The 22,410-nt window shown below is 43.4% G+C and carries 18 protein-coding genes and 1 pseudogene; 12 read left to right on the top strand and 7 right to left on the bottom strand.

Annotated features, from left to right (window positions below; all coding sequences use genetic code 11):
* Positions 1 to 216 precede the first annotated feature (216 nt).
* Positions 217 to 1,026, bottom strand: a complete 810-nt coding sequence (ccsA, locus tag CF596_RS08450) for a cytochrome c biogenesis protein CcsA (protein ID WP_016659852.1) — start codon at positions 1,024 to 1,026, stop codon at positions 217 to 219.
* Positions 1,027 to 1,164: 138 nt separating this feature from the next.
* Between ccsA and ffh the strand changes: the two genes are divergently transcribed.
* Positions 1,165 to 2,574, top strand: coding sequence for a signal recognition particle protein (gene ffh / locus CF596_RS08445; RefSeq protein ID WP_096902093.1), 1,410 nt, complete (start codon positions 1,165 to 1,167; stop codon positions 2,572 to 2,574).
* Positions 2,575 to 2,710: 136 nt separating this feature from the next.
* On the opposite strand, the gene CF596_RS08440 is transcribed toward ffh, so the two are convergent.
* Both CF596_RS08440 and CF596_RS08435 read right to left on the bottom strand, forming a co-directional pair.
* Positions 2,711 to 3,451 (bottom strand): type III pantothenate kinase, encoded by a 741-nt coding sequence (locus CF596_RS08440; protein ID WP_004972372.1) that lies wholly within the window; start codon positions 3,449 to 3,451, stop codon positions 2,711 to 2,713.
* On the bottom strand, positions 3,448 to 4,215 hold the full coding sequence (locus CF596_RS08435; RefSeq protein ID WP_096902091.1) for a biotin--[acetyl-CoA-carboxylase] ligase: 768 nt from the start codon (positions 4,213 to 4,215) through the stop codon (positions 3,448 to 3,450). Before CF596_RS08435 ends, CF596_RS08440 begins: the two co-directional genes overlap by 4 nt.
* Before the next feature lie 28 nt (positions 4,216 to 4,243).
* On the opposite strand from CF596_RS08435, the gene CF596_RS08430 reads away from it, so the two are divergent.
* The 5 genes from CF596_RS08430 (at position 4,244) to ligA (ending at position 12,715) form a co-directional block, all read left to right on the top strand.
* Complete coding sequence (locus tag CF596_RS08430; RefSeq protein ID WP_004972366.1) at positions 4,244 to 5,053, top strand: sulfite exporter TauE/SafE family protein; 810 nt, start codon at positions 4,244 to 4,246, stop codon at positions 5,051 to 5,053.
* A 219-nt stretch (positions 5,054 to 5,272) separates the two neighbouring features.
* The gene (locus CF596_RS08425; protein WP_004972365.1) at positions 5,273 to 5,968 is read left to right on the top strand and encodes a GntR family transcriptional regulator; all 696 of its coding nucleotides are present in this window, start codon (positions 5,273 to 5,275) and stop codon (positions 5,966 to 5,968) included.
* 10 nt (positions 5,969 to 5,978) lie between these two features.
* Positions 5,979 to 9,443 (top strand): chromosome segregation protein SMC, encoded by a 3,465-nt coding sequence (gene smc / locus CF596_RS08420; RefSeq protein ID WP_096902090.1) that lies wholly within the window; start codon positions 5,979 to 5,981, stop codon positions 9,441 to 9,443.
* A gap of 1 nt (position 9,444) precedes the next feature.
* Positions 9,445 to 10,494, top strand: coding sequence for a cell division protein ZipA C-terminal FtsZ-binding domain-containing protein (locus CF596_RS08415; protein WP_096902089.1), 1,050 nt, complete (start codon positions 9,445 to 9,447; stop codon positions 10,492 to 10,494).
* 184 nt (positions 10,495 to 10,678) lie between these two features.
* On the top strand, positions 10,679 to 12,715 hold the full coding sequence (gene ligA / locus CF596_RS08410) for an NAD-dependent DNA ligase LigA (RefSeq protein WP_004972359.1): 2,037 nt from the start codon (positions 10,679 to 10,681) through the stop codon (positions 12,713 to 12,715).
* Positions 12,716 to 12,801: 86 nt separating this feature from the next.
* Here ligA and CF596_RS08405 read toward each other — a convergent pair whose 3' ends face one another.
* Entirely contained in the window at positions 12,802 to 13,863 is a 1,062-nt protein-coding gene (locus tag CF596_RS08405; RefSeq protein WP_096902087.1) for an aldehyde reductase, read from the bottom strand.
* Between the two features lie 324 nt (positions 13,864 to 14,187).
* Here CF596_RS08405 and bfr point away from each other — a divergent pair, with 324 nt between their 5' ends.
* The 6 genes from bfr to bioD all read left to right on the top strand — a co-directional run bounded on the left by bfr (position 14,188) and on the right by bioD (position 19,574).
* Complete coding sequence (gene bfr, locus CF596_RS08400; RefSeq protein ID WP_004972356.1) at positions 14,188 to 14,652, top strand: bacterioferritin; 465 nt, start codon at positions 14,188 to 14,190, stop codon at positions 14,650 to 14,652.
* Between the two features lie 188 nt (positions 14,653 to 14,840).
* Positions 14,841 to 15,572, top strand: a complete 732-nt coding sequence (locus CF596_RS08395) for an alpha/beta fold hydrolase (RefSeq protein WP_096902085.1) — start codon at positions 14,841 to 14,843, stop codon at positions 15,570 to 15,572.
* A gap of 99 nt (positions 15,573 to 15,671) precedes the next feature.
* Positions 15,672 to 16,955, top strand: coding sequence for an adenosylmethionine--8-amino-7-oxononanoate transaminase (bioA, locus tag CF596_RS08390; RefSeq protein ID WP_096902098.1), 1,284 nt, complete (start codon positions 15,672 to 15,674; stop codon positions 16,953 to 16,955).
* Complete coding sequence (locus CF596_RS08385) at positions 16,952 to 18,109, top strand: 8-amino-7-oxononanoate synthase (protein ID WP_096902083.1); 1,158 nt, start codon at positions 16,952 to 16,954, stop codon at positions 18,107 to 18,109. Before bioA ends, CF596_RS08385 begins: the two co-directional genes overlap by 4 nt.
* 8 nt (positions 18,110 to 18,117) lie before the next feature.
* On the top strand, positions 18,118 to 18,927 hold the full coding sequence (gene bioC, locus CF596_RS08380; RefSeq protein WP_096902096.1) for a malonyl-ACP O-methyltransferase BioC: 810 nt from the start codon (positions 18,118 to 18,120) through the stop codon (positions 18,925 to 18,927).
* Positions 18,924 to 19,574: a dethiobiotin synthase gene (bioD, locus tag CF596_RS08375; RefSeq protein WP_096902081.1), complete on the top strand. Its 651-nt coding sequence runs from the start codon at positions 18,924 to 18,926 to the stop codon at positions 19,572 to 19,574. Before bioC ends, bioD begins: the two co-directional genes overlap by 4 nt.
* Before the next feature lie 380 nt (positions 19,575 to 19,954).
* Here bioD and rluB read toward each other — a convergent pair.
* The 3 genes and pseudogenes from rluB to CF596_RS08360 all read right to left on the bottom strand — a co-directional run.
* Positions 19,955 to 20,827, bottom strand: a pseudogene (gene rluB / locus CF596_RS08370) (23S rRNA pseudouridine(2605) synthase RluB); the annotation flags it as partial.
* Between the two features lie 41 nt (positions 20,828 to 20,868).
* Positions 20,869 to 21,462 (bottom strand): SMC-Scp complex subunit ScpB, encoded by a 594-nt coding sequence (gene scpB / locus CF596_RS08365; protein WP_096902078.1) that lies wholly within the window; start codon positions 21,460 to 21,462, stop codon positions 20,869 to 20,871.
* Entirely contained in the window at positions 21,459 to 22,253 is a 795-nt protein-coding gene (locus tag CF596_RS08360; RefSeq protein WP_096902076.1) for a ScpA family protein, read from the bottom strand. Before CF596_RS08360 ends, scpB begins: the two co-directional genes overlap by 4 nt.
* Between the last annotated feature and the right edge of the window lie 157 nt (positions 22,254 to 22,410).

The raw sequence follows: 22,410 nt of genomic DNA, 5'->3' as shown, positions 1-22,410 counted from the left end.
GGTTCTTGATGGTGAAGTAGGAATTAAACATCAAACCCACATTGAGTAGGTTTGAGTAGGTTTTAAATAACGGTAAAATAATTAGTACTTATTCTTGCCCTAAACCATATTGTTAATATTTTATTTGAAGCCGAGTTAAGTAATTAACTCGGTTTTTGATTGCTATTATTTTTCGGGGGGGATTGCCTTATAATTTAATTGGTAAACAAAAACATCTTACTTGCCCAAAATCATCTGTAACACAAACTTGGAACCAATAAAGCCAAGCGCCAATAAAAAGAAGCCAATAATGGTAAAGCGAATCGCTTTTTGTCCACGCCAGCCAAATTTATAACGGCCCAACAGCAGCGCGCCATAGATAAACCAGGAAATAATACTAAAGGCAGTCTTATGCGCTAAGTGCTGGGCAAAGAAGTTATCAATGGTTAGGAAACCAAAACCCAATGCCAGCGTCAGCAGGATAAAGCCGGCAATCAGCATATCAAACAGCAGCTCTTCCATGGCTTGAAACGGTGGCAGCAAATTCACCCAAATCCGGCGTTTCTGTTTGTTTTTCAGCTCCCGGTTCTGAAACCAGAGCAAGACCGCATGGATAGTGGCCATCAGCAAGACCGCATAGGCCGATAACGACAGCAGGATGTGAATATCCAGACCTAAAGAATTGTTTTCGACAAACAGGTTTAAACCGCTAAAGGAATGGCCCAGAATCAGGCCGGTCGCGGCCACTGGAATCCCAATCAGGTTTAGCGCAATCACCGGCCGGTAAGTACTAAACAGTACACTTAATAACAGCATTAAGCCTGAGGTAAAGGACATCAGGTTAAACACGTTATAGTTAATGCCCATCGGCAGCAGCATGTCGTTATACAGCACAGCGGCGTGCAAACATAAACCCAAGCCCAGCACAATACCAATAAACCAATGGTTTGGAGCACGCTTGGACATTAAATGCATAAATAAATACCAGAACGAAGTGGTATAAGCGATTAATGCCAGAATCGTGTAAACCAAGGGGAGACTGCTCATGTCAAACCTTTTTCAGGATGATGAATATTCATTTATATAAATTCGATGCGAACTACAGTATCCTATAGCATCTTATGCATAAATTTTCTATTTTAAGAAACATTTTTTTGCTGATGGCTATTTTAAGCGGATTTTGCAATGTTTGATACCTTAACAGAACGACTCACGCAGAGTTTAAGAAATGTTACTGGCTCAGGGCAGCTAACCGAAGACAATATTAAAGATACGTTACGTGAAGTACGTATGGCACTTCTTGAAGCCGATGTGGCGTTACCTGTAACTCGTGAATTCATCGCGAAAGTTAAGGAAGAGGCATTGGGTCAGGAAGTGATGACTCAGTTATCCCCTGGTCAGGCGTTCGTCAAAATTGTCTATGACGAACTCACAAAAATGATGGGCGAGGCCAATGAAAGCCTTGACCTTGCTGCCAAGCCACCGGTTGTGGTGTTATTGGCAGGTTTGCAGGGTGCGGGTAAAACCACCACTGCAGCAAAATTGGCACGTTTCTTACAAGAACGTCAAAAGAAAAAAGTAGCGATGGTGTCTGCCGACGTTTACCGTCCTGCGGCAATTAAACAGCTACAAACGGTTGCAGGCGAAGTTGGCGCAATTTTCTTTGACTCAAATGCCAATGAAAACCCTGTCGATATTGCCAACCGTGCCATCGAACAGGCAAAAATTCAGTTTGCTGATGTGTTAATTGTCGATACTGCAGGTCGTTTGCACGTCGATGATGACATGATGGATGAAATCAAGGCATTACATTCAGCGATTAAACCGACTGAAACCTTGTTCGTGGTCGATGCCATGACGGGTCAGGATGCGGCAAATACAGCCAAAGCCTTTAATGATGCCTTGCCATTAACAGGTGTAATCCTTACTAAAACTGATGGTGATGCGCGCGGTGGTGCAGCACTTTCAGTTCGTGCGATTACAGGTAAACCGATTAAATTCTTGGGGATGGGTGAAAAACTCGATGCCCTAGAGCCATTCCACCCAGAACGTGTTGCACAACGTATTTTGGGCATGGGTGACGTGCTGTCTTTGGTCGAAGAAGTTGAACGTAAAATCGACAAAGAAAAAGCCGAAAAAATGGCGAAAAAACTGCAAAAAGGCGGCAGCTTCAACTTTGAAGATATGCTGATGCAGTTTGAACAAATGAATAAAATGGGCGGCATGATGGGCTTCTTAGACAAGTTGCCTGGCATGAGCAACTCAGGTATTCAAGATGCAATTGCGCAAGCCAATCCTGAAAAGCAAGTGAAAAAGATGGAAGCGATTATCCAGTCGATGACCATCAAAGAGCGTCGTAACCCAGACCTGATGAATCCAAGCCGTAAAAAACGTATTGCTGCGGGTTGTGGTATGGATGTGTCAGAAGTGAATAAGTTGATCAAGCAACATGCACAAATGGCAAAAATGATGAAAAAATTTGCCAATCCATCGGGCATGGCAAAAATGATGCGTTCACTGGGCGGTTTACAAAAGCAATTCAGTGGCGGTGGTATGGGGCCATTGTTTGGTGGCAACGACCCAACCAAGAAATAATTGTTAAAAACATCTTAGAATCAAAGTGTTAAAAAAGCAGGCGCATAAAAATGCGCCTGCTTTTTTGTTGTTCTTTATTCGTAGATGACAGCTACACCGAAAGATTTATCAGCGTAGATGGAGCAATGTTTGGTTTTTAGTGCACTTCATGGGTTGCATATTGAATATAACGCTGCAAACCTTTGAGCAATAAATCTTGCTCGACTTGCGGTTGATATTGCTGCAAGAATTTGGCAAACAGCGGTGCATCGCCACCCGTTAAAATCAGTTTACGTGGTGACTGTCGAATTACATGCTCAATGGTGCTGAGCAAGCCGAGTAAAATACCATGATGAACAGCATCAATGGTGCTGCGTCCTGGGGTGAGTTCATCAAATGCAGCATCGGGAATTTTAATGCCTTTGGTGTTTTGAATCAGTGCATCACGTTGCAAATATAAGTTCGGTAAAATATAGCCGCCTAAATGCGTCAGTCCATCCGCCAAATCAATAGTCAGCGCCGTACCACAACTAATGACACAATAATTTTCTTGTGGGTCATTTGCCACGGCAAGCACTTGCAGCCAGCGATCTATCCCCAGTTGTTGAATATCATATTCACAATGCAAACCTGCATAATCTGCATGCACTTTGGCATAAATCACAGGCACATTCAGGGTTTTTAAAATCAAGTGAATGCGTTGATTATTCTTCTGATCTTGTACCGATGACACGCCTACTTTATGCACATTCAGACTTTTAAAGTGTTGAATCAAACCCAGCAACAAATCGGCAGGAGATTGCAAATGCAATTCTGCTTCATGTTCGATGATGCGGTCTTGTTCTGTGACCCAATATTTCAGGCGGGTGTTACCAATATCTAGCCATAAATTTTTCATGAAGATGACTCGGCATGATCGATAGGGCGTAAACGTCCCTGATAAAAAACTTCAAGCCCTTGTGCCGTTTCAATTTGCACTGCGCCATCATCCTGAATGCCTAAAAAAGTACCCTGACAAGTACCTTTAAAATGTTCAAATTCAACTTGTTGTTCCATAAATGCGGCATGATGATTGAAGCGAGATGCCAAATTATAGCAATCGTGATTAAACCAGTCGCAGGCTTGTTGAATGGCAAGATAAAGCTCTGCGATCAGGCGCACACGATCAATAGATACCAAACCCAGTTCGGTTAAAGATGTGGTTTTTTGATCAATAACTGCTGAGCTGACAGGTGCAAGATTAAGCCCAACCCCAACAATGACTTGCTGTGCAGAAATTGGCTCAATTAAGATGCCGCCCCATTTGCCTTGCGGGCTGTATAAGTCATTTGGCCATTTTACTTGTAGATTCAGCGCCTGTAGACTCGGCATTTGCAAGATATTTAACGCAATTTCTAAAGCCAAACGCCCATTTACAGGTGTTCGTAAATTTAGCAATGTGCTTAAATAGATGTTCCCTTCGGGTGATACCCATTGCCGTTGACGTTGTCCTCGACCATGCGTTTGTCTGGTACTGCATACCAAGACACTCTGCACACCTTTTTGTGCAATTTCCCGTACATCATCATTGGTGGAAGTGGTAATCGGCTTCAGGATGAGTACTTCTGGAAGCTGTCCTGCTTCTGTGAGTTGTTGTTGCAGTTGTCGGGTTTCTACATCCATACGAATTTACAAATAGTGGAATATATTTATGGAGTTAATCATATATTTATTGATTGGTGCAATTGCTGGATTTGCAGCAGGGCTGTTTGGCGTGGGCGGCGGCTTAATTATTGTGCCAATTTTATATATTGTGTTCACTCAACTCAATTATGACCCATCGGTGTTAATGCACATGGCGGTGGGGACATCATTGGCAACCATTATTGTAACTTCGATCAGCTCAGTTACGGCACACCATAAAAAAGGTGCGGTGATGTGGCCTGTATTTCGTAATCTTGCGCCTGGTTTAATTGTGGGTGCATTTGTTGGTGCAGGTATTGCCGATTTCCTTTCGGGGCAAGGCTTACAATTATTAATTGGCGGTTTTGCACTGTGGGTGGCTTTTAAGATGTTTAGAGGCGCAAATATTGCGGTTGATCCTTCACATCATTTGCCTTCAACTGCAAAGCAAGTCATGGCGGGCGGTGGGATTGGCATTGCCTCTGCAATTTTTGGGATTGGCGGTGGCAGTTTAACAGTGCCGTACTTAAACCGTTACGGCGTGGTCATGCAAAAAGCGGTAGCAACCTCAGCCGCTTGTGGTTTGCCAATTGCGGTGGCGGGCGCATTAGGCTTTATGTGGTTTGGTAAGCAAGCCGAAGTTGCAGTACCCAATACCATTGGTTATATCCACATTTATGCATTTATAGGCATTAGTGTGATGAGCTTTATTACTGCCAAAGTTGGTGCGAAAGTGGCACATTTGTTATCGCCAGCGATGTTGAAAAAATGTTTTGCCTGCTTGCTGACCACCGTTGGCTGTTATTTTGTATATCAGGGTATGCGAGTATTTTTCTAAGTTGAGTCGCTATTTTCTTTGTTTTAAGCCATGTAAAATTGGCTCTAGCGCCATGAAATTGTCGGACAATGTCATGGCGTTGTGATCTGTTTCGCAGTAAAAAGAAAGATGCTTGTATCGGAGCTATGCTTGCAGTCGAAGGATGATCCTGAGATGTCTTAAATGAGAGTAGCTCCGAATTTTCATCACTGCATCTTATAAAAACAAGATAGGAACAGTATGCAACAACAAGAATCAGAAAGTTTATCGGAACAAATTGCCCGACACATCGCAGAACAGATTATTAGCGGTGATTTGGTTGAAGGTGAGCGTATTCAGGAATTGCGCATCGCCAAAGAACTGGACGTGAGTCGTGGTTCGGTACGTGAAGCGCTGTTGTTATTGCAACGTACTCATCTGATTGAAATTTTTCCACGTCGTGGTGCAATTGTGTCGGAAATGTCGGCACAGCAAGTCCGAGCTTTGTTTGACAGCAGCAGTTTGTTATTGGGTTATATTGTGCAGCGTATTGCGGACACGTGGCGAATGCATGAAGCAGAAGCCTTACAACAACTTTTGCTGCAACTGGCAGAGCAATGTCGCTTGGGCAATACTGAAAAGTTTTATGATTTAATTTTTCAATATCTGGCACGGCAGCCTGATATGGTGGGAAATTTATATTTAATGAAGTTCTATCAAGAGTTATTGCCATCGTTAAGACGCAGTTACTTTTTGACCTTAAATACTTCGCGTCGGGAGTTACAAGAATCTTTTGAATTATTTAAACTGGTGAGTGATGCAATTTTAAGCAGAAAATCACAACAAGCCACTTTATTTATGGAAGATTTTTGCCGACACTTGCGCAACTTGGTGTTGGAATCTCTGACCCGTATGAAACAGATCGAGCTTGCATGGGCAAGACGTTCACGCCGTTAATTGGGACATTATGCGTTTAAGCAGTTTAAAACTTTCTGGCTTCAAATCTTTTGCCGACAGTACGACCTTACATTTTAAAGCCAACCGTACCGCTGTGGTGGGGCCGAATGGTTGTGGTAAATCCAATGTGATTGACGCCATTCGTTGGGTGATGGGCGAATCTAGTGCGCGCCAGTTGCGTGGCGGCAGTATGCAGGATGTAATTTTCACAGGAACTGCCAAACGCAAACCTGTAGGTGTAGCCAGTGTTGAACTGCGTTTTGACAATACCTATGGCAAATTGGGCGGTGCTTATAACGCCTATAATGAACTGTCGGTACGTCGGCAGGTCAACCGTGATGGTAAGTCTGAATATTTTTTAAATGGAACCAAGTGTCGTCGTCGTGACATCACCGATATTTTTCTGGGTACAGGTTTAGGCCCGCGTTCTTATGCAATTATTGAACAGGGCATGATTAATCGTTTGGTTGATGCTAAACCTGAAGAAATGCGGGTGTTTATTGAAGAAGCGGCAGGCGTGTCACGTTATCAGGCGCGTCGTCGTGAAACCATGCTGCATTTGGATCACACCACGCAGAATCTGGCGCGTTTGGAAGATATTGCTTCAGAACTAAAATCGCAACTGAAAACCTTAAAACGTCAGTCAGAAACAGCTATTCAATACAAAGCGCTTGAGAGTGAAATTCGTACCATTAAAGTCGAAGTGTTGTCTTTTCAGTGTGAACAAAGTGCGCGTTTACAGCAAGAATATACCCTGAGTATGAATGAGTTAGGGGAAAGTTTTAAATTGGTGCGCTCTGAGCTGACTACTTTGGAACATGACTTAACTGCGACCAGTGAGTTGTTTCAGCGTTTGATTCAGCAATCGACACCGCTACAACAAGAGTGGCAACAGGCAGAAAAGAAACTGGCTGAACTGAAAATGACTTTGGAACAAAAACAAAGTTTGTTTCAGCAAAATACCGCGACTTTATCGCAGCTTGAACAACAAAAAGCACAAACCAAAGAGCGTATGCAGCTGATTGAATTACAGTTAGAAAGTCTGGTTGATCAGCAAGAAAACCAACAGGAAAATCTACAGCAGCAAGATCATTTAGCGCAGCAGCAGAGTCAGCAATTTCAAGATTTAAAAGCGCAGCAACACACTCAAGCTGAACAATATGCGCAAGTCAAAGCACAAGTAGAACAGCAACAACAAAAGTATGTGCACATGCAGGCTCAAAGTGAGCAACTGGCGAAAAACATCAGCCGTATTGAACAGCAAAAACAAACCCTGACACAGCAGTTTGCACAAATTCAGCCGCAAGATCAGCAAGAGGGGATGCAACAACTGCAAGACGAAAAGACCCGCTTGCAGGCTGAAATGTTGACGCTAGAACACAGTATTCAAGACAGTACTCAGCAACTCGCCACGTTGCAGACCAACTATAATGAGCACAAAGCACAGTGTGCGACCTTAAAATCTGAGATTCAGATTTTGCAGTCAGAACAGAAAAATCTCAATCAATTGCTCATTAAGCAAAGTCCAAAAGCACAAGCCGATGTGGTGCAGTTGATGCAAGTGTTACAACTTGCAGATGTGGCGAAACCACATGCCAATTTAATTGAAAAGTTTTTGGCTAAATGGTTGTCTGCACAGGTGGTAGAAGCAGATATTGAATTTCAGGACAGCCGCGCACGTCAGCTAAAAATTCATTTGGCTGTAGATTCAAAGACATCAAAAATACAGCTTTCGGGGTGTGAGTCGCTCAGTGACTGGATTGCTTCACCGCAAAGTAGCTTGTGGCAAAGTGTCGCAATTACAGAAAGTTTATCGCAGGCTTTGGCATTGCAAGCGCAATTACAAGCAGGGCAGTCTATCCTTGGTTTAGATGGTTATCATGTGGGAGCAGACTGGGTAATCGGGCTGTTTTATGATGAAGCGGCACAGGCAGGGCAAGGGGCATTAAGCCATCGGATTCGCTTGGATGAAATTGAACAGGCGTTGGCGTTGCAACTGCCACAATATGAGCAAGCAGAACAGCAACTGCCTGAATTGCAGCAACAGGTACAACAGTTGCAGCAGCAATTGCAGCAACAACAGCAACAGCTCAAACAGCAACAGCAAGCCTTGCAAACGCTAGATGTGCAAATGGCGAAAGCCGAAAGTGCGGCACAGGCTTTTGCAGTACAGCAACAGCAATTACAGCATCAATTGGCACAATTAGATGAGCAGCTTGAAGAAGATGCTATGCAAAAAGATGATCTGGAAATTGATTTGCATGCTTTGGCTTTTAAACTTGAGCAAGCCTTACCGCAGTATAAAACCTTGCAATTTCAGGTCGAGCAGCTGAATGAGCAGCTGGATAGTTCACAGCAACAGTTTCAGCAGCAGCAACAAGAAGTGGATCTGTTACGTCGTCAAGCGGTACAAACTCAGCAGCAAATTGAACTGTTAGAAAAAGATGCCACTTTCTTAAAAGCACAATATCAACAAATTGTGGCGCAAATGGAACAAGCCAAAAAGTTTGTCGATCCTGTTCAGTTGGAATTGCCTGACTTGGAAACTCAGTTTTCAGAGCAGCAGCAGCAGACTGAAAAGCTGCAAAAAACTTGGCAGGAATGGCAAGTGGAATTGAACAGTGTGCAGTCCAAACAGCAGCAACTGACCGAGCAACGGCAGCAGCAACAGCAGCAAGATGAACAATTACGTGCCAAACTCGAAGAAAAGCGCTTGGCATGGCAATCGGCAAAGTCGGACTATCAGCATTATTCTGAACAGTTAAAAGATTTAAACAGCGAGATCATCACAGGTTTGCAGATTGATGTCGCTGCGCATCAACAAAAACTGGCGAAAGCGCAGCAACAGTTTGATAAATTGGGTGCGGTCAATTTGGCGGCTTCGGAAGAATATGAAGAAGTATCTGCCCGTTTTGCAGAATTAAGCCATCAAATTGAAGACTTGGAAAATACCGTTTCGCAGTTACAGGCGGCAATGAAAAGTATTGATCAGGAAACTCGTAAACTGTTTATGAATACTTTTGATCAGGTGAATACCGAATTGCAGGAGTTGTTTCCTAAAGTCTTTAATGGCGGTGAAGCGAGTCTGAGCTTGGAAGATGACTGGCAATCTGGGGTGAAATTGATGGCGCGTCCACCGGGTAAGCGCAACAGTTCTTTGGCCTTACTTTCAGGGGGTGAAAAAGCACTGACAGCTTTGGCTTTGGTTTTTGCAATCTTCCGTTTAAACCCAGCGCCATTTTGCGTACTCGATGAAGTTGATGCACCGTTAGATGATGCTAACGTGGGGCGCTTTTGTAATTTAGTAAAAGAACTTTCTGAACAAGTGCAATTCATTTACATTACACATAATAAACTTGCTATGACGATGGCAACCGACCTCTTAGGTGTTACCATGCCTGAACCGGGAACCTCAAAATTAGTAACCGTAAATTTAGAAGAAGCCGCAGAATACGGCCTAGTCGCGGAGGCATAATATGGAAATCACCACAATCGTTGGAATTGTCATCGCTATTGTGATCATGGCGTTTGGTTTGAAAATGATTCTAAAAAAACCTGTAGATTCAGCGCCATCCTTAGATTCGGAACTGCAATTTAATGCAGAAAGCCAAAAACCGATTATTCCACGCCATGTACGTGACCAATTGCAAAGCGACGCTACGCCACCGCGTGTGGAGCCGACTTTAACGGTAGATGAAGTTACGCAAGATGCGCCTGCCAAGTCTGAACCACAGGCTTTAACGGATGATGTCGTGGCTTCTTCAAGCACAGAAACTGACAAAGTTGAACCGAGTTTGCAGGCAAATACAGAAAATTCTGAGCTTGATCCATCCACAACGATATCGAAGTCTGAAGTTGCACAAGACACGCCAAGCCCGACAGCGACAACTTCAGAATATTCATTATCGGATGAAATTCAGCAAGTGATTGTAGAAACTGAACCGAATGCGCAGACTGTCGAGCAAAACAAAGCTTCGACTGAATACAGCCTGAATCAACACATTGAAACTGCCGAAATTTCAGAATTTAATGAAGAAAGCAGCATTTTAGATTCGCATTTGTATGAACAAAAAATCATGGATGAAGAAAGTGCCCTGGCAACCGCTGAATCTTTTATCGCGCTGAATGTCTTCCCTGAACGTCGCATACTTTCGGGCGATAAAGCCTTAAAAGTCTTGATGAAATATGGTTTACGTTTCGGTGAAATGTCATGTTTCCATCGCTATAACGAAGATGGCACTAAATTATTATTTTCAGTTTTACAAATTAATGATGAAGGCGCAGATGGTTTTGATTTAGAAACTTTATCGAGCGAACAAGTTAAAGGTTTAGCGTTCTTCCTCGCTTTGCCGCACAGCGATGTGCAAAATGCCTTTGATACCATGGTCAGCATTTCAGGACTGATTGCACGTGAAATTGATGGAACGGTCTATGACCAAAACCATTTAGAGTTTACTCCACAATTACGTGAACACTGGCGTCATCAGGCGATAGATTATCGTGCTGGTCAGGCAAGTCATGCCTAGAATTGCGATCTCGTACTGGGTATAAGCTACGTCAAGTGTTTGGCAATTGAACTGAGTGCAGTAGGATAAATTGCAACTTTGCAGCCGCATTTTTATAATGTGCGCAGCAATACAAGCTGTAGCATGCGCTACATAGAAAAAATTGAAGGGCGGAACAAGACCGCCCTTTTTTATGGTGGAAAATATGTCTGTAGATTTAACCGTCGTGGCGCAAATGCGTCAATTGATTCAACTGCTTGCCAAGCACAATCATGCCTATTATGTGATGGATCAACCGACAATTGCAGACAGTGAATATGATCAGCTTTTCCATCAACTAAAAGCGTTGGAACAACAGTATCCAGATTTAGTTCAACCCGATACACCGACCAATAAAGTCGGTGGCACACCTTTGGCAAAGTTCACCACGGTTACACATGCTGTGCCAATGTTGTCTTTAGGCAATGTGTTTAATCAGGAAGAATTATTTGCCTTTGCAAGACGTGTCGAAGAGCGTTTGCCCAACCAAAATATTGAATACGATGTCGAACTCAAATTTGATGGTTTGGCGATTTCACTTTGGTATGAACATGGTGTTTTAGTGCGTGGTGTGACCCGTGGTGATGGGGAAACAGGGGAAGACATTACCCACAACGTCAAAACTATCCGCAATTTACCGAAAGTTTTGAGTGCGACAGAAACGGCTATTCCTGAATTTTTGGAAGTGCGTGGTGAAGTGTTGATGCCAAAACTTGGTTTTGAAAAACTCAATGCGGCCAATACAGCCAAAGGTGAAAAAACCTTTGCCAATCCACGCAATGCAGCAGCAGGCAGTTTGCGTCAGTTAGACCCGAATATTGCGGCTTCACGTCCTTTAGCATTCTATGCTTATGGCATTGCGCAATGTGTGCCGCCTCATGGACAAAGCACCATGTCCGACAGTTTGGCATGGTTGGGGCAGTTTGGTTTTGAAATTGGCGAACGTCATTTTGTCTGCAAGAGCATTCAAGATGTTCAGGCGGCCTATGAGCAAATTAACCTTGAGCGTCCGAATTTAAGCGTTGAAATTGATGGCATGGTGGTCAAGGTCAATGACTTGAAACAGCAACAGCAATTGGGCTTTTTAAGTCGTGAGCCGCGCTGGGCGACTGCCTATAAATTCCCTGCAGTTGCCGCTTTAACCACCATTGAAAATATTGATTGGCAAGTGGGGCGCACAGGTACGTTGACGCCTGTGGCACGTTTAAACCCCGTTGCGGTAGGTGGTGTGACGGTATCCAATGTTACTTTGCATAATATTGGTGAAATTCACCGTTTGGATGTGCGTTTAGGCGATACGGTCAGTGTTTACCGTAGTGGTGATGTGATTCCCAAAGTTGAAAAAGTCTGGCCTGAATTTCGCCTTGCCGATGCGCAAGAAGTGCATTTACCTGAACAATGCCCTGTGTGTGATTCGCCTGTGGTGATGCCTGAAGGTGAGGCTTTGGCGCGTTGTTCAGGCGGTTTGTATTGTGCGGCACAGCGTATTGAAGCGATTCGTCATTTTGTGTCACGTAAAGCCATGGATATTGAAGGTTTGGGTGATCGTTGGGTGGAGTCATTACTGCATCTGAACTTGCTACAAAATGTGGCTGATATTTATCATTTACACGAACACCGCGACACTTTGCTCGGCATTGAAAAAATGGGTGAGAAGTCGGTTCAAAACTTGATTGACTCGATTGAAAACAGCAAAAAAACTACTTTGGCTGCGTTTATTTATGCATTGGGAATTCGTGGTGTGGGCGAAACCACCGCGCGGATGCTTGCCAATACTTTTCAGACTTTAGAGGCTTTGCGTGAAGCTGATTTAGAAGCGTTAAAGAAAACTCCAGATGTGGGAGATATTACGGCAGAATGGATTTTGGACTTTTTCCAAGCACCGCATAATTTAGAAGTGTTGGATCGTTTATTAGCTGCAGGCATTCATTGGGATGCTCCGATTGCACCGACACGTCAGCCTTTGAATGGTGAAAGTTGGGTGATTACAGGGACGTTGAGCCAAATGGGACGCGATGAAGCGACTCAGTTGTTGCAGGCTTTGGGTGCACGGGTGAGTGGTAGTGTTTCGGGTAAAACCAAATGTGTCGTGGCGGGTGAGAAAGCTGGCTCAAAGCTGGAAAAAGCCGAGAAGTTGGGTGTGCAGGTCATGAATGAAGCTGAGTTTATTCAGCTGATGCAGGAATATGGTGTGCTTGAATAAGCATCATCCTACATTTTATCCACTAATAGGTACAAAGGCACTTCAACGATGAAGTGCCTTGGTTTTTACTGAGAGAAGTCGAAGGTTTAACGTTTCTTCACAATGCCATCATCAATGAGTTGCTGAAAATGTTCGACTAGACTGGTTTCAATATTGCGGTAGTGCATACCCAATTCACGCTGACTTTTTTCCGCATTAAAATAAATTGGGTAGCCCATATTCAGTTCCACAAATTTACGGGAAAAACCAAGTAGAGGGCCAAAGGCTTTAAAGGCAAATTTAGGTAACTGATTGCGTGGGAAAGGGTATTTACGTCCAAAGTGCTGCGCTAAAATTTTGCCCATTTCCAATAAGCTGAGTGTGCCACCGCTAATAATATAGCGACCTTCAGCAGCAGGGTTGAATGCGGTCTGAATGTGAGCATCGGCAACATCACGCACATCGACAATGCCATTCCACATAGCAGGGACACCTGCCAAGGTCATACCGTTGGCAAACTGCAATAACACTTCCACGCTGCCCGATTGGGTGTTTTTGGTCAACGATGGGCCAAGCACCAAAGCAGGGTTGATACAGACCAAATCCCAGCGGTTTTGTGCCTTTGCCATTTCCCAAGCTTTGCGTTCAGCTGCCACTTTTGAATAAGGATAAGGCTGATGCTCAGGGCTGCTGCTAGTATTCCAGTGACTTTCATCAAAGCGATTATTGGCCGTATTTAAAATATCAATCGCATCGCCATAGGTTGCAGCAATACTTGAAGTCACCACTACACGCTTTACCGATGCAGTACGATTAACGCTGTTTAATACATTTTCGGTGCCTATGACGGCAGGTTCAATAATGTCTTTAACTGCATCTTTATAATTGGTGACCACAAAAGGCGAGGCCATGTGCAGCACGATTTCACAACCTTGCATGGCGGCATCAAAAGCACCTTCTTCAAGTAAGTTGGCTTGGAATAATTGTAAGTTGCCTGTGCTTTTTGCCGCGATATCAGTCAGATGTTGAAAACTGTGGGTTTTATTCAGATCACGCACCGTCGCGTGTACGGTATGTCCTTGTTCAAGCAGGTTTTTAATGACCCAACTGGCAATATAGCCTGTTGCGCCTGTGACTAAAATGGGTGCAGATGTATTTAGATTTGTCATTATTTTAAGAAAGTGATGGAACTCGTGACTATCATAAAGCAGCTGGGTTTTAAAATCCGCTTTTTAGGCGTTTTTTACGATACTTGAGCGTCAAAGTATGGTTTCTTTCAATATTTACAAAATGATGCAAAATCATTGTATTGTCATTTTTAAAGCTAAGTTTTGCCAAGCAGTTGTTTTATATATGGGAATTTTTAAGTTATATTGCAAATGCGTATGTTTCTCATTTTAATTTTATAAAAATCATGGGTTTACAATAATTAACTTTTGCAATTTTGCCTGAATGTGTCCATAATGACTAGATTAAGAAAGGGAGTACAGCAAATGCGTGGCAATCCAGAAGTCGTAGACTATTTAAATATGTTGATTGGTGGCGAACTGGCTGCTCGCGATCAATACCTGATTCATTCGCGTATGTATGAAGATTGGGGTTTAAGCAAAATTTTTGAGCGCATTGACCATGAAATGCAGGAAGAAGCGCAGCATGCCGATGCTTTAATTCGTCGTGTATTGTTCCTTGAAGGCACTCCAAATATGCAGCGCGATGACATCGACGTGGGTGAAGATGTGGTGTCTTGCTTAAAAGCCGATTTAAAACTGGAATACGAAGTACGTGAAAAATTGGCGCAAGGCGTAAAATTGTGTGAAGAAAAAGGCGATTATGTTAGCCGTGATATGTTGCGTCAGCAAATGACCGACACAGAAGAAGATCATACGTACTGGTTGGAAAAACAATTACGTTTAATTGAATTGATTGGTTTACAAAACTACATTCAATCGCAAATGTAATCTGATCAAAGCAAAATAGACCAAAACCCGATTTATGATAAGTCGGGTTTTTTTATAGATCGGTTTTTATAGATTGGCTTTTTTATATCAATTGGTTTTTTTAAGGATGTATCTTGGTGCTTTGCAGATGTCGATTGAGCCGATTCAGTATTATACTGAGGTGATTTTCTAACTTGAGAGCAAGCCACGTGCAACAACAGATTTTATTGATTACAGGCTGGGGCGGTGGTACTGCACTCTTAAATCCGTTACAGCAAGCCTTAACTGCACAAGGTTTTCGGGTTGAGCTCATCAATATTTTTAACGCTACTGATGCTCAAGTCATGCAGCAACAGGTTGAATTTGCACGTCAGTTTGATGTAATTATGGGCTGGTCACTGGGTGGGCAATTGGCAACGCTACTGGTCGATGCGATTGCCAGCCAATATGCAGGATATAAAACCTTAATTACCATTGCATCCAATCCGTGTTTTGTTGCACAAGCCGATTGGGATACCGCTATGCCACAAGCCACGTTTGCCCAGTTTAAACAATCTTTTGCACAAGATCCAATTCTGACCCTAAAGCGTTTTGGTTTTATGGTGTGTCAGGGTGTCACTAGTAGTAAAACCGACCTATTACAATTACAAAGTTTGGTTCAGCCACAGCCGCAATCTTTGCTTCAACACGGTTTGGATTTATTGGAAAACTTAAACTTGGTGACTAAGCTTAAAAATTATACAGGTCTGCAGTATCATCTTTTTGCCGAGCAGGATGTTTTAGTTGATTGCAAAGTTGCAGCTAAACTGCAAAATTTAGCTGCAAAGTTTTTAAGCGTAGATGTTTTGCAAGGCTCGCATGGGCTGCCATTGTTCCATGCCGATGAGTTGACTAGCAAAATCTGCCAATATTTACAGAAAAACCCGCCAACAGGTCCATAAGTGACAAATCTCGCAATTTATTTTATCTGTAGACAGGTTTAAGATTTAGCACATCAAGTTTTTTACAAGATCAAGGATGATGGTGGGATGACAGAACAGATGGATTTGGCTTTTGATCGTGAACATCTTTGGCATCCTTACACCTCTATGACTCAGCCCTTAACAACCTTTAAGGTTAAGCGGGCATTTGGCAGCACCATTGAACTTGAAGATGGTCGCCAGTTGATTGACGGCATGTCATCGTGGTGGTGCGCGATTCATGGCTATAACCATCCTGAGCTGAACCGTGCTGTGACTGAGCAACTCGACAGTATGGCGCATATCATGTTTGGTGGATTGACCCATCGTCCTGCTATTGAGTTAGGGCGTTTGTTGCTCGAAATTACCCCACCGAGTTTAGATAAAATTTTTTATGCAGATTCAGGCTCCGTCGCCGTTGAAGTGGCGCTGAAAATGGCTGTGCAATACTGGACTGCACAAGGCAAAACTGAAAAAACCAATTTTATTACCACCCGTTCTGGCTATCATGGCGATACATGGAATGCCATGTCGGTTTGTGATCCTGTTACAGGGATGCATCAGGTTTTTGGCTCAAGTTTGGCGCGTCGTTATTTTGTATCTGCACCACAAACAGGTTTTGACCAAGAGTGGAATCCTGCCGATATTGCAGAATTGGCGCAAAGTTTGGTAGAGCATCATCAGCAGATTGCCGCCATGATTATTGAACCAATTGTGCAAGGTGCAGGCGGCATGCGTTTTTATCATCCTGAATATTTGCGTCAAGCCAAATTGCTTTGTGAGCAATATGATGTGTTGTTAATTTTTGATGAAATTGCCACAGGTTTTGGGCGTACAGGTAAGTTGTTTGCATGGGAACATGCTCAGGTCGAACCCGATATTATGTGTATCGGCAAAGGGCTGACAGGCGGTTATATGACTTTGTCTGCCACATTGACCACGAAGCATGTTGCAGAAATGATTTCGCAGGGTGAGGCAGGTGTGTTTATGCATGGCCCGACCTTTATGGCAAATCCACTGGCTTGCGCGGTTGCAGTAAAAAGTACCCAATTATTATTAGAACAAGACTGGCAAGCCAATATTCAACGCATTCAGCAGCAACTTGAACAGCATTTAACGCCATTGGCTAATTTGGCATGGGTGCAGGATGTGCGGGTTTTAGGTGCAATTGGTGTGGTAGAACTTAAACATGCTGTCGATATGCAAAGCTTGCAACAAGAATTTGTGCAACGCGGTATTTGGGTGCGTCCATTTGGTAAATTGGTTTATGTGATGCCGCCGTATGTGATTACAGCAGCAGAACTAAATACTTTATTGCAGCAATTGGCTGAGGTGGTGGCAGGCATGCAAGGAGCGAGCGCATGAGTTTACTCGATCACTATGCAGAACAGCTTGATCAGCTTCGCCAACAGGGTAATTTTCGTCAGTTTCGCAGCAATCAACAGCAAGCTAAAACCATTGAAATTCAGCAACAGCAGATGCTGAATTTATCGTCTAATGATTATTTGGGTTTAGCTTCTGACTTGCGCTTGCGTGAACAGTTTTTTGATGAAACACCGAATGCACAGCGTTTAATGAGTGCCTCTTCATCACGTTTGCTGACTGGAAATTTCACTGTCTATGAACAGCTTGAAGCCACATTAACGCAATTATTTCATGGGCGAGCTGCCTTGTTGTTTAATAGCGGCTATCACATGAATATTGGTATTTTACCTGCATTGGCAGATGCGAAAACCTTAATTTTGGCCGATAAACTGGTACATGCGAGCATGATTGATGGCATTCGTTTGTCATCTGCAAAATATTTGCGTTATCGACATAATGATTTGGCGCATTTGCAGCAATTGCTGACGCAATATCATGCTGATGAAAATTATGAACGTATTATTGTGGTGACTGAATCTATTTTTAGTATGGATGGTGATGAAACTGATTTAGCCGCTTTGGTCGCGCTGAAACAGCAATTTGCCAAAGTCATGTTATATGTCGATGAAGCACATGCCATTGGCGTACGTGGGCAGCAAGGTTTAGGTTGTGCCGAACAATATGGCGTAATTGATGCCATTGATTTTCTGGTCGGGACATTTGGCAAAGCCGTTGCTTCAATTGGGGGATATTTGATCTGTGATCCGATTATCCGTGATTACTTGATTAATCGGATGCGTCCGCTAATTTTTAGTACCGCGCAGCCACCTATTTGCATGGCGTGGACGCAATTTATGCTGAATCAGATTGTACACATGCAGGCACAGCGTCAGCATTTGGCCGCCTTGAGCCAATATATGCAACAGGGGATTCGGGCCAAAGGTTTTGCTTGCCCATCCACTTCGCAAATTGTACCTGTGATGATTGGCGACTCTACTGCAACTGTAAGCAAAGCCCAACAATTACAGGCGGCAGGTTTTTATGTGATGCCTGTACGTCCGCCGACTGTACCGCAAGGCAGCTCACGACTGCGGATTTGTTTAAATACGCAATTTGAAACGGCAGATTTAACACAGTTACTGGATTTGCTTTAAGTGTGCGTATGCGTATAGATAAGGCACAAGTGGCACAGCGTTTTGCCCGCGCTCATCAGAGTTATAAAACGCATGCCGTGGTACAGCAGCAAATTTGTCAGCAGTTAATGGCAAAAATGCAGCAATATATTGTACAGCAAAAGTTGTCAGGTCAACCTCAGCCTTGCTTTGAAAACGTCTTGGAAATCGGCTGTGGTTCAGGGAATTTAACCGACTTGCTACTGCGTGAATTTCAAATTCAACAGCTGACTTTAAATGATTTATATGCCGAAGTGTTGCATGCGTATCTGCATCATCCTCAAACAACTATCACTCAAATTCATGGCTTAATTGGCGATATAGAACAGCTCGATTTTCCGCAGTCTTTGGATTTAATTTGTTCGAGTTCGGCTTTGCAATGGGTGGAAGATTTTGGAGCATTATTGTGCAAGGCGAATCAAGCGTTACAGCCGCAAGGGTATTTGTGCTTTTCGACATTTGGCCCTCAAAACTTGACTGAAATTAAGCAACTAACAGGTCAGGGCTTACATTATTTGAGTATGGATACGTTACAACAACAGCTCAAACAGCAGGGCTTTGAAGTATTACACTGTTCAGAGCAGTTTGAATCATTAAGTTTTGAACATCCCAAACAGATTTTGCAGCATTTAAAAGCCACAGGTGTCACGGGTACAGCACAAGGGCAGCGTTGGAACAAAACGACTTTAACCGAATTTTATCGGGGCTATGAACAATTTAGTCAGCAACATAGTTCACAGAAAAAAAGTTACACGCTCACGTATCATCCTATTTATTGTCTTGCACGGAGAATGCCATGACAGCTCAAGTTTATTTTGTGAGTGGTATTGATACAGGGATTGGCAAAACCTATGCCACGGGTTATTTAGCCAAGACCATGAATGAACAGGGTATTCAGACCATTACCCAAAAACTGATTCAAACGGGCAATCAAGACGTTTCAGAAGATATTGAGCAGCATCGTAAAATTATGGGCAGTGAATGGTTGCCTGAAGATGATGACAAACTCACCATGCCTGAAATTTTTAGCTATCCTGCTTCACCGCATTTGGCTACACAAATTGATGGTCGTGAGATTGACTTTGCTAAAATTGAGGCTGCGACTGCGCAACTGGCAGCAAAGTATGATGCAGTATTATTAGAAGGTGCGGGTGGACTCATGGTGCCGCTGACCACAGACCTACTCACCATCGACTATATTGAGCAAAAACAATATCCTGTTATTTTGGTGAGTTCTGGGCGTTTGGGCAGTATTAACCACACTTTGCTCAGTTTGGAAGCTTTAAAAACACGTGGTTTGAATTTACATGCATTGGCATATAATTTGAACGATGAATCACAAGACCCTTTAATTTCGCAGGATACTGCCAAATATTTAAAAAATTATTTGTCAAAAAGCTTTCCAAAAGCACAGTGGATTGAAATTCCTGTATTGCCAAATATTTAATTTTTATTATTTTTTGTCCAACCAATTTGCCCAATAAAAAAGCCACACATGAACGTGTGGCTTTTTATCAATTTGGCGTATTTCAGCTTTTAGAATTTTTTAAAGCTTTTATTGCCAAACGGTTTGCGTGGTGCATTTTCGTCACGACGTTCACGGTTGCCGTAGCTGTTGCCATCCTGACGTGGTTCACGGTTGCTGTAGCTGTTACCATTCTGACGTGGTTCGCGGTTGCCATAGCTGTTACCGTCTTGGCGACGCTCACGGTTGCCATAGCTATTGCCGTCTTGGCGACGTTCACGATTGCCATAGCTGTTGCCATCTTGACGACGCTCACGGTTGCCGTAACTGTTACCTTCTTGGCGTGATTCACGTGGTGCAAAACCTGTGTTTTGTGCAGCTTCTTCGGTGTCACGACGTTGCTGACGCAAGAAACCACCACGACGTGCTGCCAACGGTTTTTCCTGCATACGCTCATTGCGACGTTTTGCCATGCCGTACAAACCTGTGCCTTGACGTGGTTTTAACTCAACCGCTTTGGCAAGGTTATCGATGTCATTTTTATCCAATTCCATCCAGCGACCTGTACGTAATTCACGCGGTAAAATTACCGTGCCGTAACGGGTACGCAATAGACGGCTGACTTTCAGACCTTGTGATTCAAAAATACGACGAACTTCGCGGTTACGACCTTCTTTTACCACCACTTGATACCAGCGGTTAATACCATCACCGCCAATTTCAGAGAAAGATTCAAACTTGGCAGGGCCATCATCTAGCACTACGCCGCGCAGCATGTTGTTTTTCAGTTGTGGTGTCACTTCACCCATCACACGAACTGCATATTCACGTTCAATTTCGTTCGATGGGTGCATTAAACGGTTGGCTAATTCACCATCGTTGGTGAATAGCAATAAACCTGTCGAGTTAATGTCCAGACGACCAACCATTACCCAACGATCATTGGCAATTGCAGGCAGGTTATCAAATACAGTTGGGCGCTGTTCTGGGTCGTTGCGTGAGCAAATTTCGCCTTCTGGTTTGTAGTAAATCAGAACACGACGACGAATTTCATCTTCAATTTGGAACTGAACTTTACGACCATCGATGCGAAGCTCATCACCTGGTTCGATACGTTCACCCACTTGGGCAACTTGGCCGTTGACACTCACACGACCAGCGGCAATGACTTCTTCCATATAACGGCGAGAACCCAAGCCTACTCGTGCGAGTACCTTTTGCAACTTTTCACTCATGACAGCACAACCTTAGAAATGATCATCAACAGTTTACCTATTCAAGACACAGACGCAGATGCATCGAGTGCCATGAAAGCTTCCTTGGCATCCTGTAGGGGAGGCAATTGGCTTAAGGAATTCAAGCCAAACGCATTTAAAAATTGGGGCGTTGTAACTAACAACGCAGGTCTTCCTGGGAGTTCTCGAAAGCCAGATTCCTTAATCCAGTTCCAGTCAAACAATGTACGTAAAATTTGACTATTGTTTGATACTCCGCGAATTTGTTCAATATCTGCACGGGTCACAGGCTGGTGGTAGGCAATCACGGCCAATATTTCCAGCATAGAGGGTGAAAGTCTAGTCGGACGTTCAGGCCACACCTGTGTAATAATTGTACGATACTTTGCCCGTACCTGAAAACGAAAACCTTGAGCGGTTTCGATCAGTTCAATCGAGCGACCATGTTGTAGCATGGCCAATTGTTGTAAAAACTGGCGTAATTGCGCTTTGCTATATTTATCTTGAAAAGCTTCTTTCAGACGCGCTAAAGACACAGCACTGTCACTGGCAAAAATAATTGCTTCGAGTTGCATCAGCACTTCATGCTGTTGTTCGCCTTCAGACAAGCTCGAAATTATGGGTTCTGGATTCATGCCTGCGCCCCTTGAATGCTCAATGGTGCTTCAATCCCACTGCTGATAATGCACACTTTTTGCTGGCGAGTCAGTTCTAAAATCGCCATAAAGGTCACAACCATGCCCATGCGTCCCTGACTTGGTTTTAGCAACGCATCAAAACTCAGTACTTCACCCGATGCGAGTTTGGCTTCAATAAATGCAATCCGTTCTTCAAGTAAAACAGGTTCTTGCAAAATTTGATGGGTGACAGGTTCAGGACGATTAAAAATGCAGAACAAGGCATCACGTAATTGATCGGCTGCATAGCCGACATTATTGACTGCGGTATGCCCTAAGCTAACATTGGTAGCAAAAGTATCGCGTTCTAAAACAGGCATTTGCCCCAAGCGTTCAGCTGCTTGTTTGACTCTTAAATAGGTTTCTAAACGGTCAATCAGCTCTTGTTTTGGGTCTTTTTCAATGCTGCTGATACTGGCAGGTTTAGGCAACAATAGGCGGGATTTTAAATCGGCCAGTAATGCCGCCATCACCATATAATCGGCAGTCAGTTCAATATTTAGCGATTTCATGGCATCCATATACGACAGATATTGCGATGCAATCGGGGCAATATCTAACTGGAGTAAATCGAAGCCATTTTTTTGAATCAGGTAAATTAAAAAGTCGAGTGGTCCTTCGAAATGCTCTAACAGAATTTCAAATGCTGCAGGAGGAATATACAAATCCTCAGGAATCGACTCTTGCCACTCATCTAACACACGAATGTGTTGGGCAGGTTCCATCGCATTGTGGAGGGATTGATTCATTACAGTGTTGGGCCACGCGAATTTTCAAAAGCATGCAAATGCTATTTCCGCTTCAGATAAGAAGGAGATGGAGAAATAGCTCAGAATTAATAGCGGCTAGTCTAAAGGATATCGTGATTGAAATAAATCTGTTCTACGACCAAATATCAAAAAAAGC

This window comes from Acinetobacter sp. YT-02, assembly GCF_002412355.1.
In the GTDB taxonomy this organism is placed as follows: Bacteria; Pseudomonadota; Gammaproteobacteria; order Pseudomonadales; family Moraxellaceae; genus Acinetobacter; species Acinetobacter towneri.
This window is presented reverse-complemented; position numbering and strand designations above follow the sequence as displayed.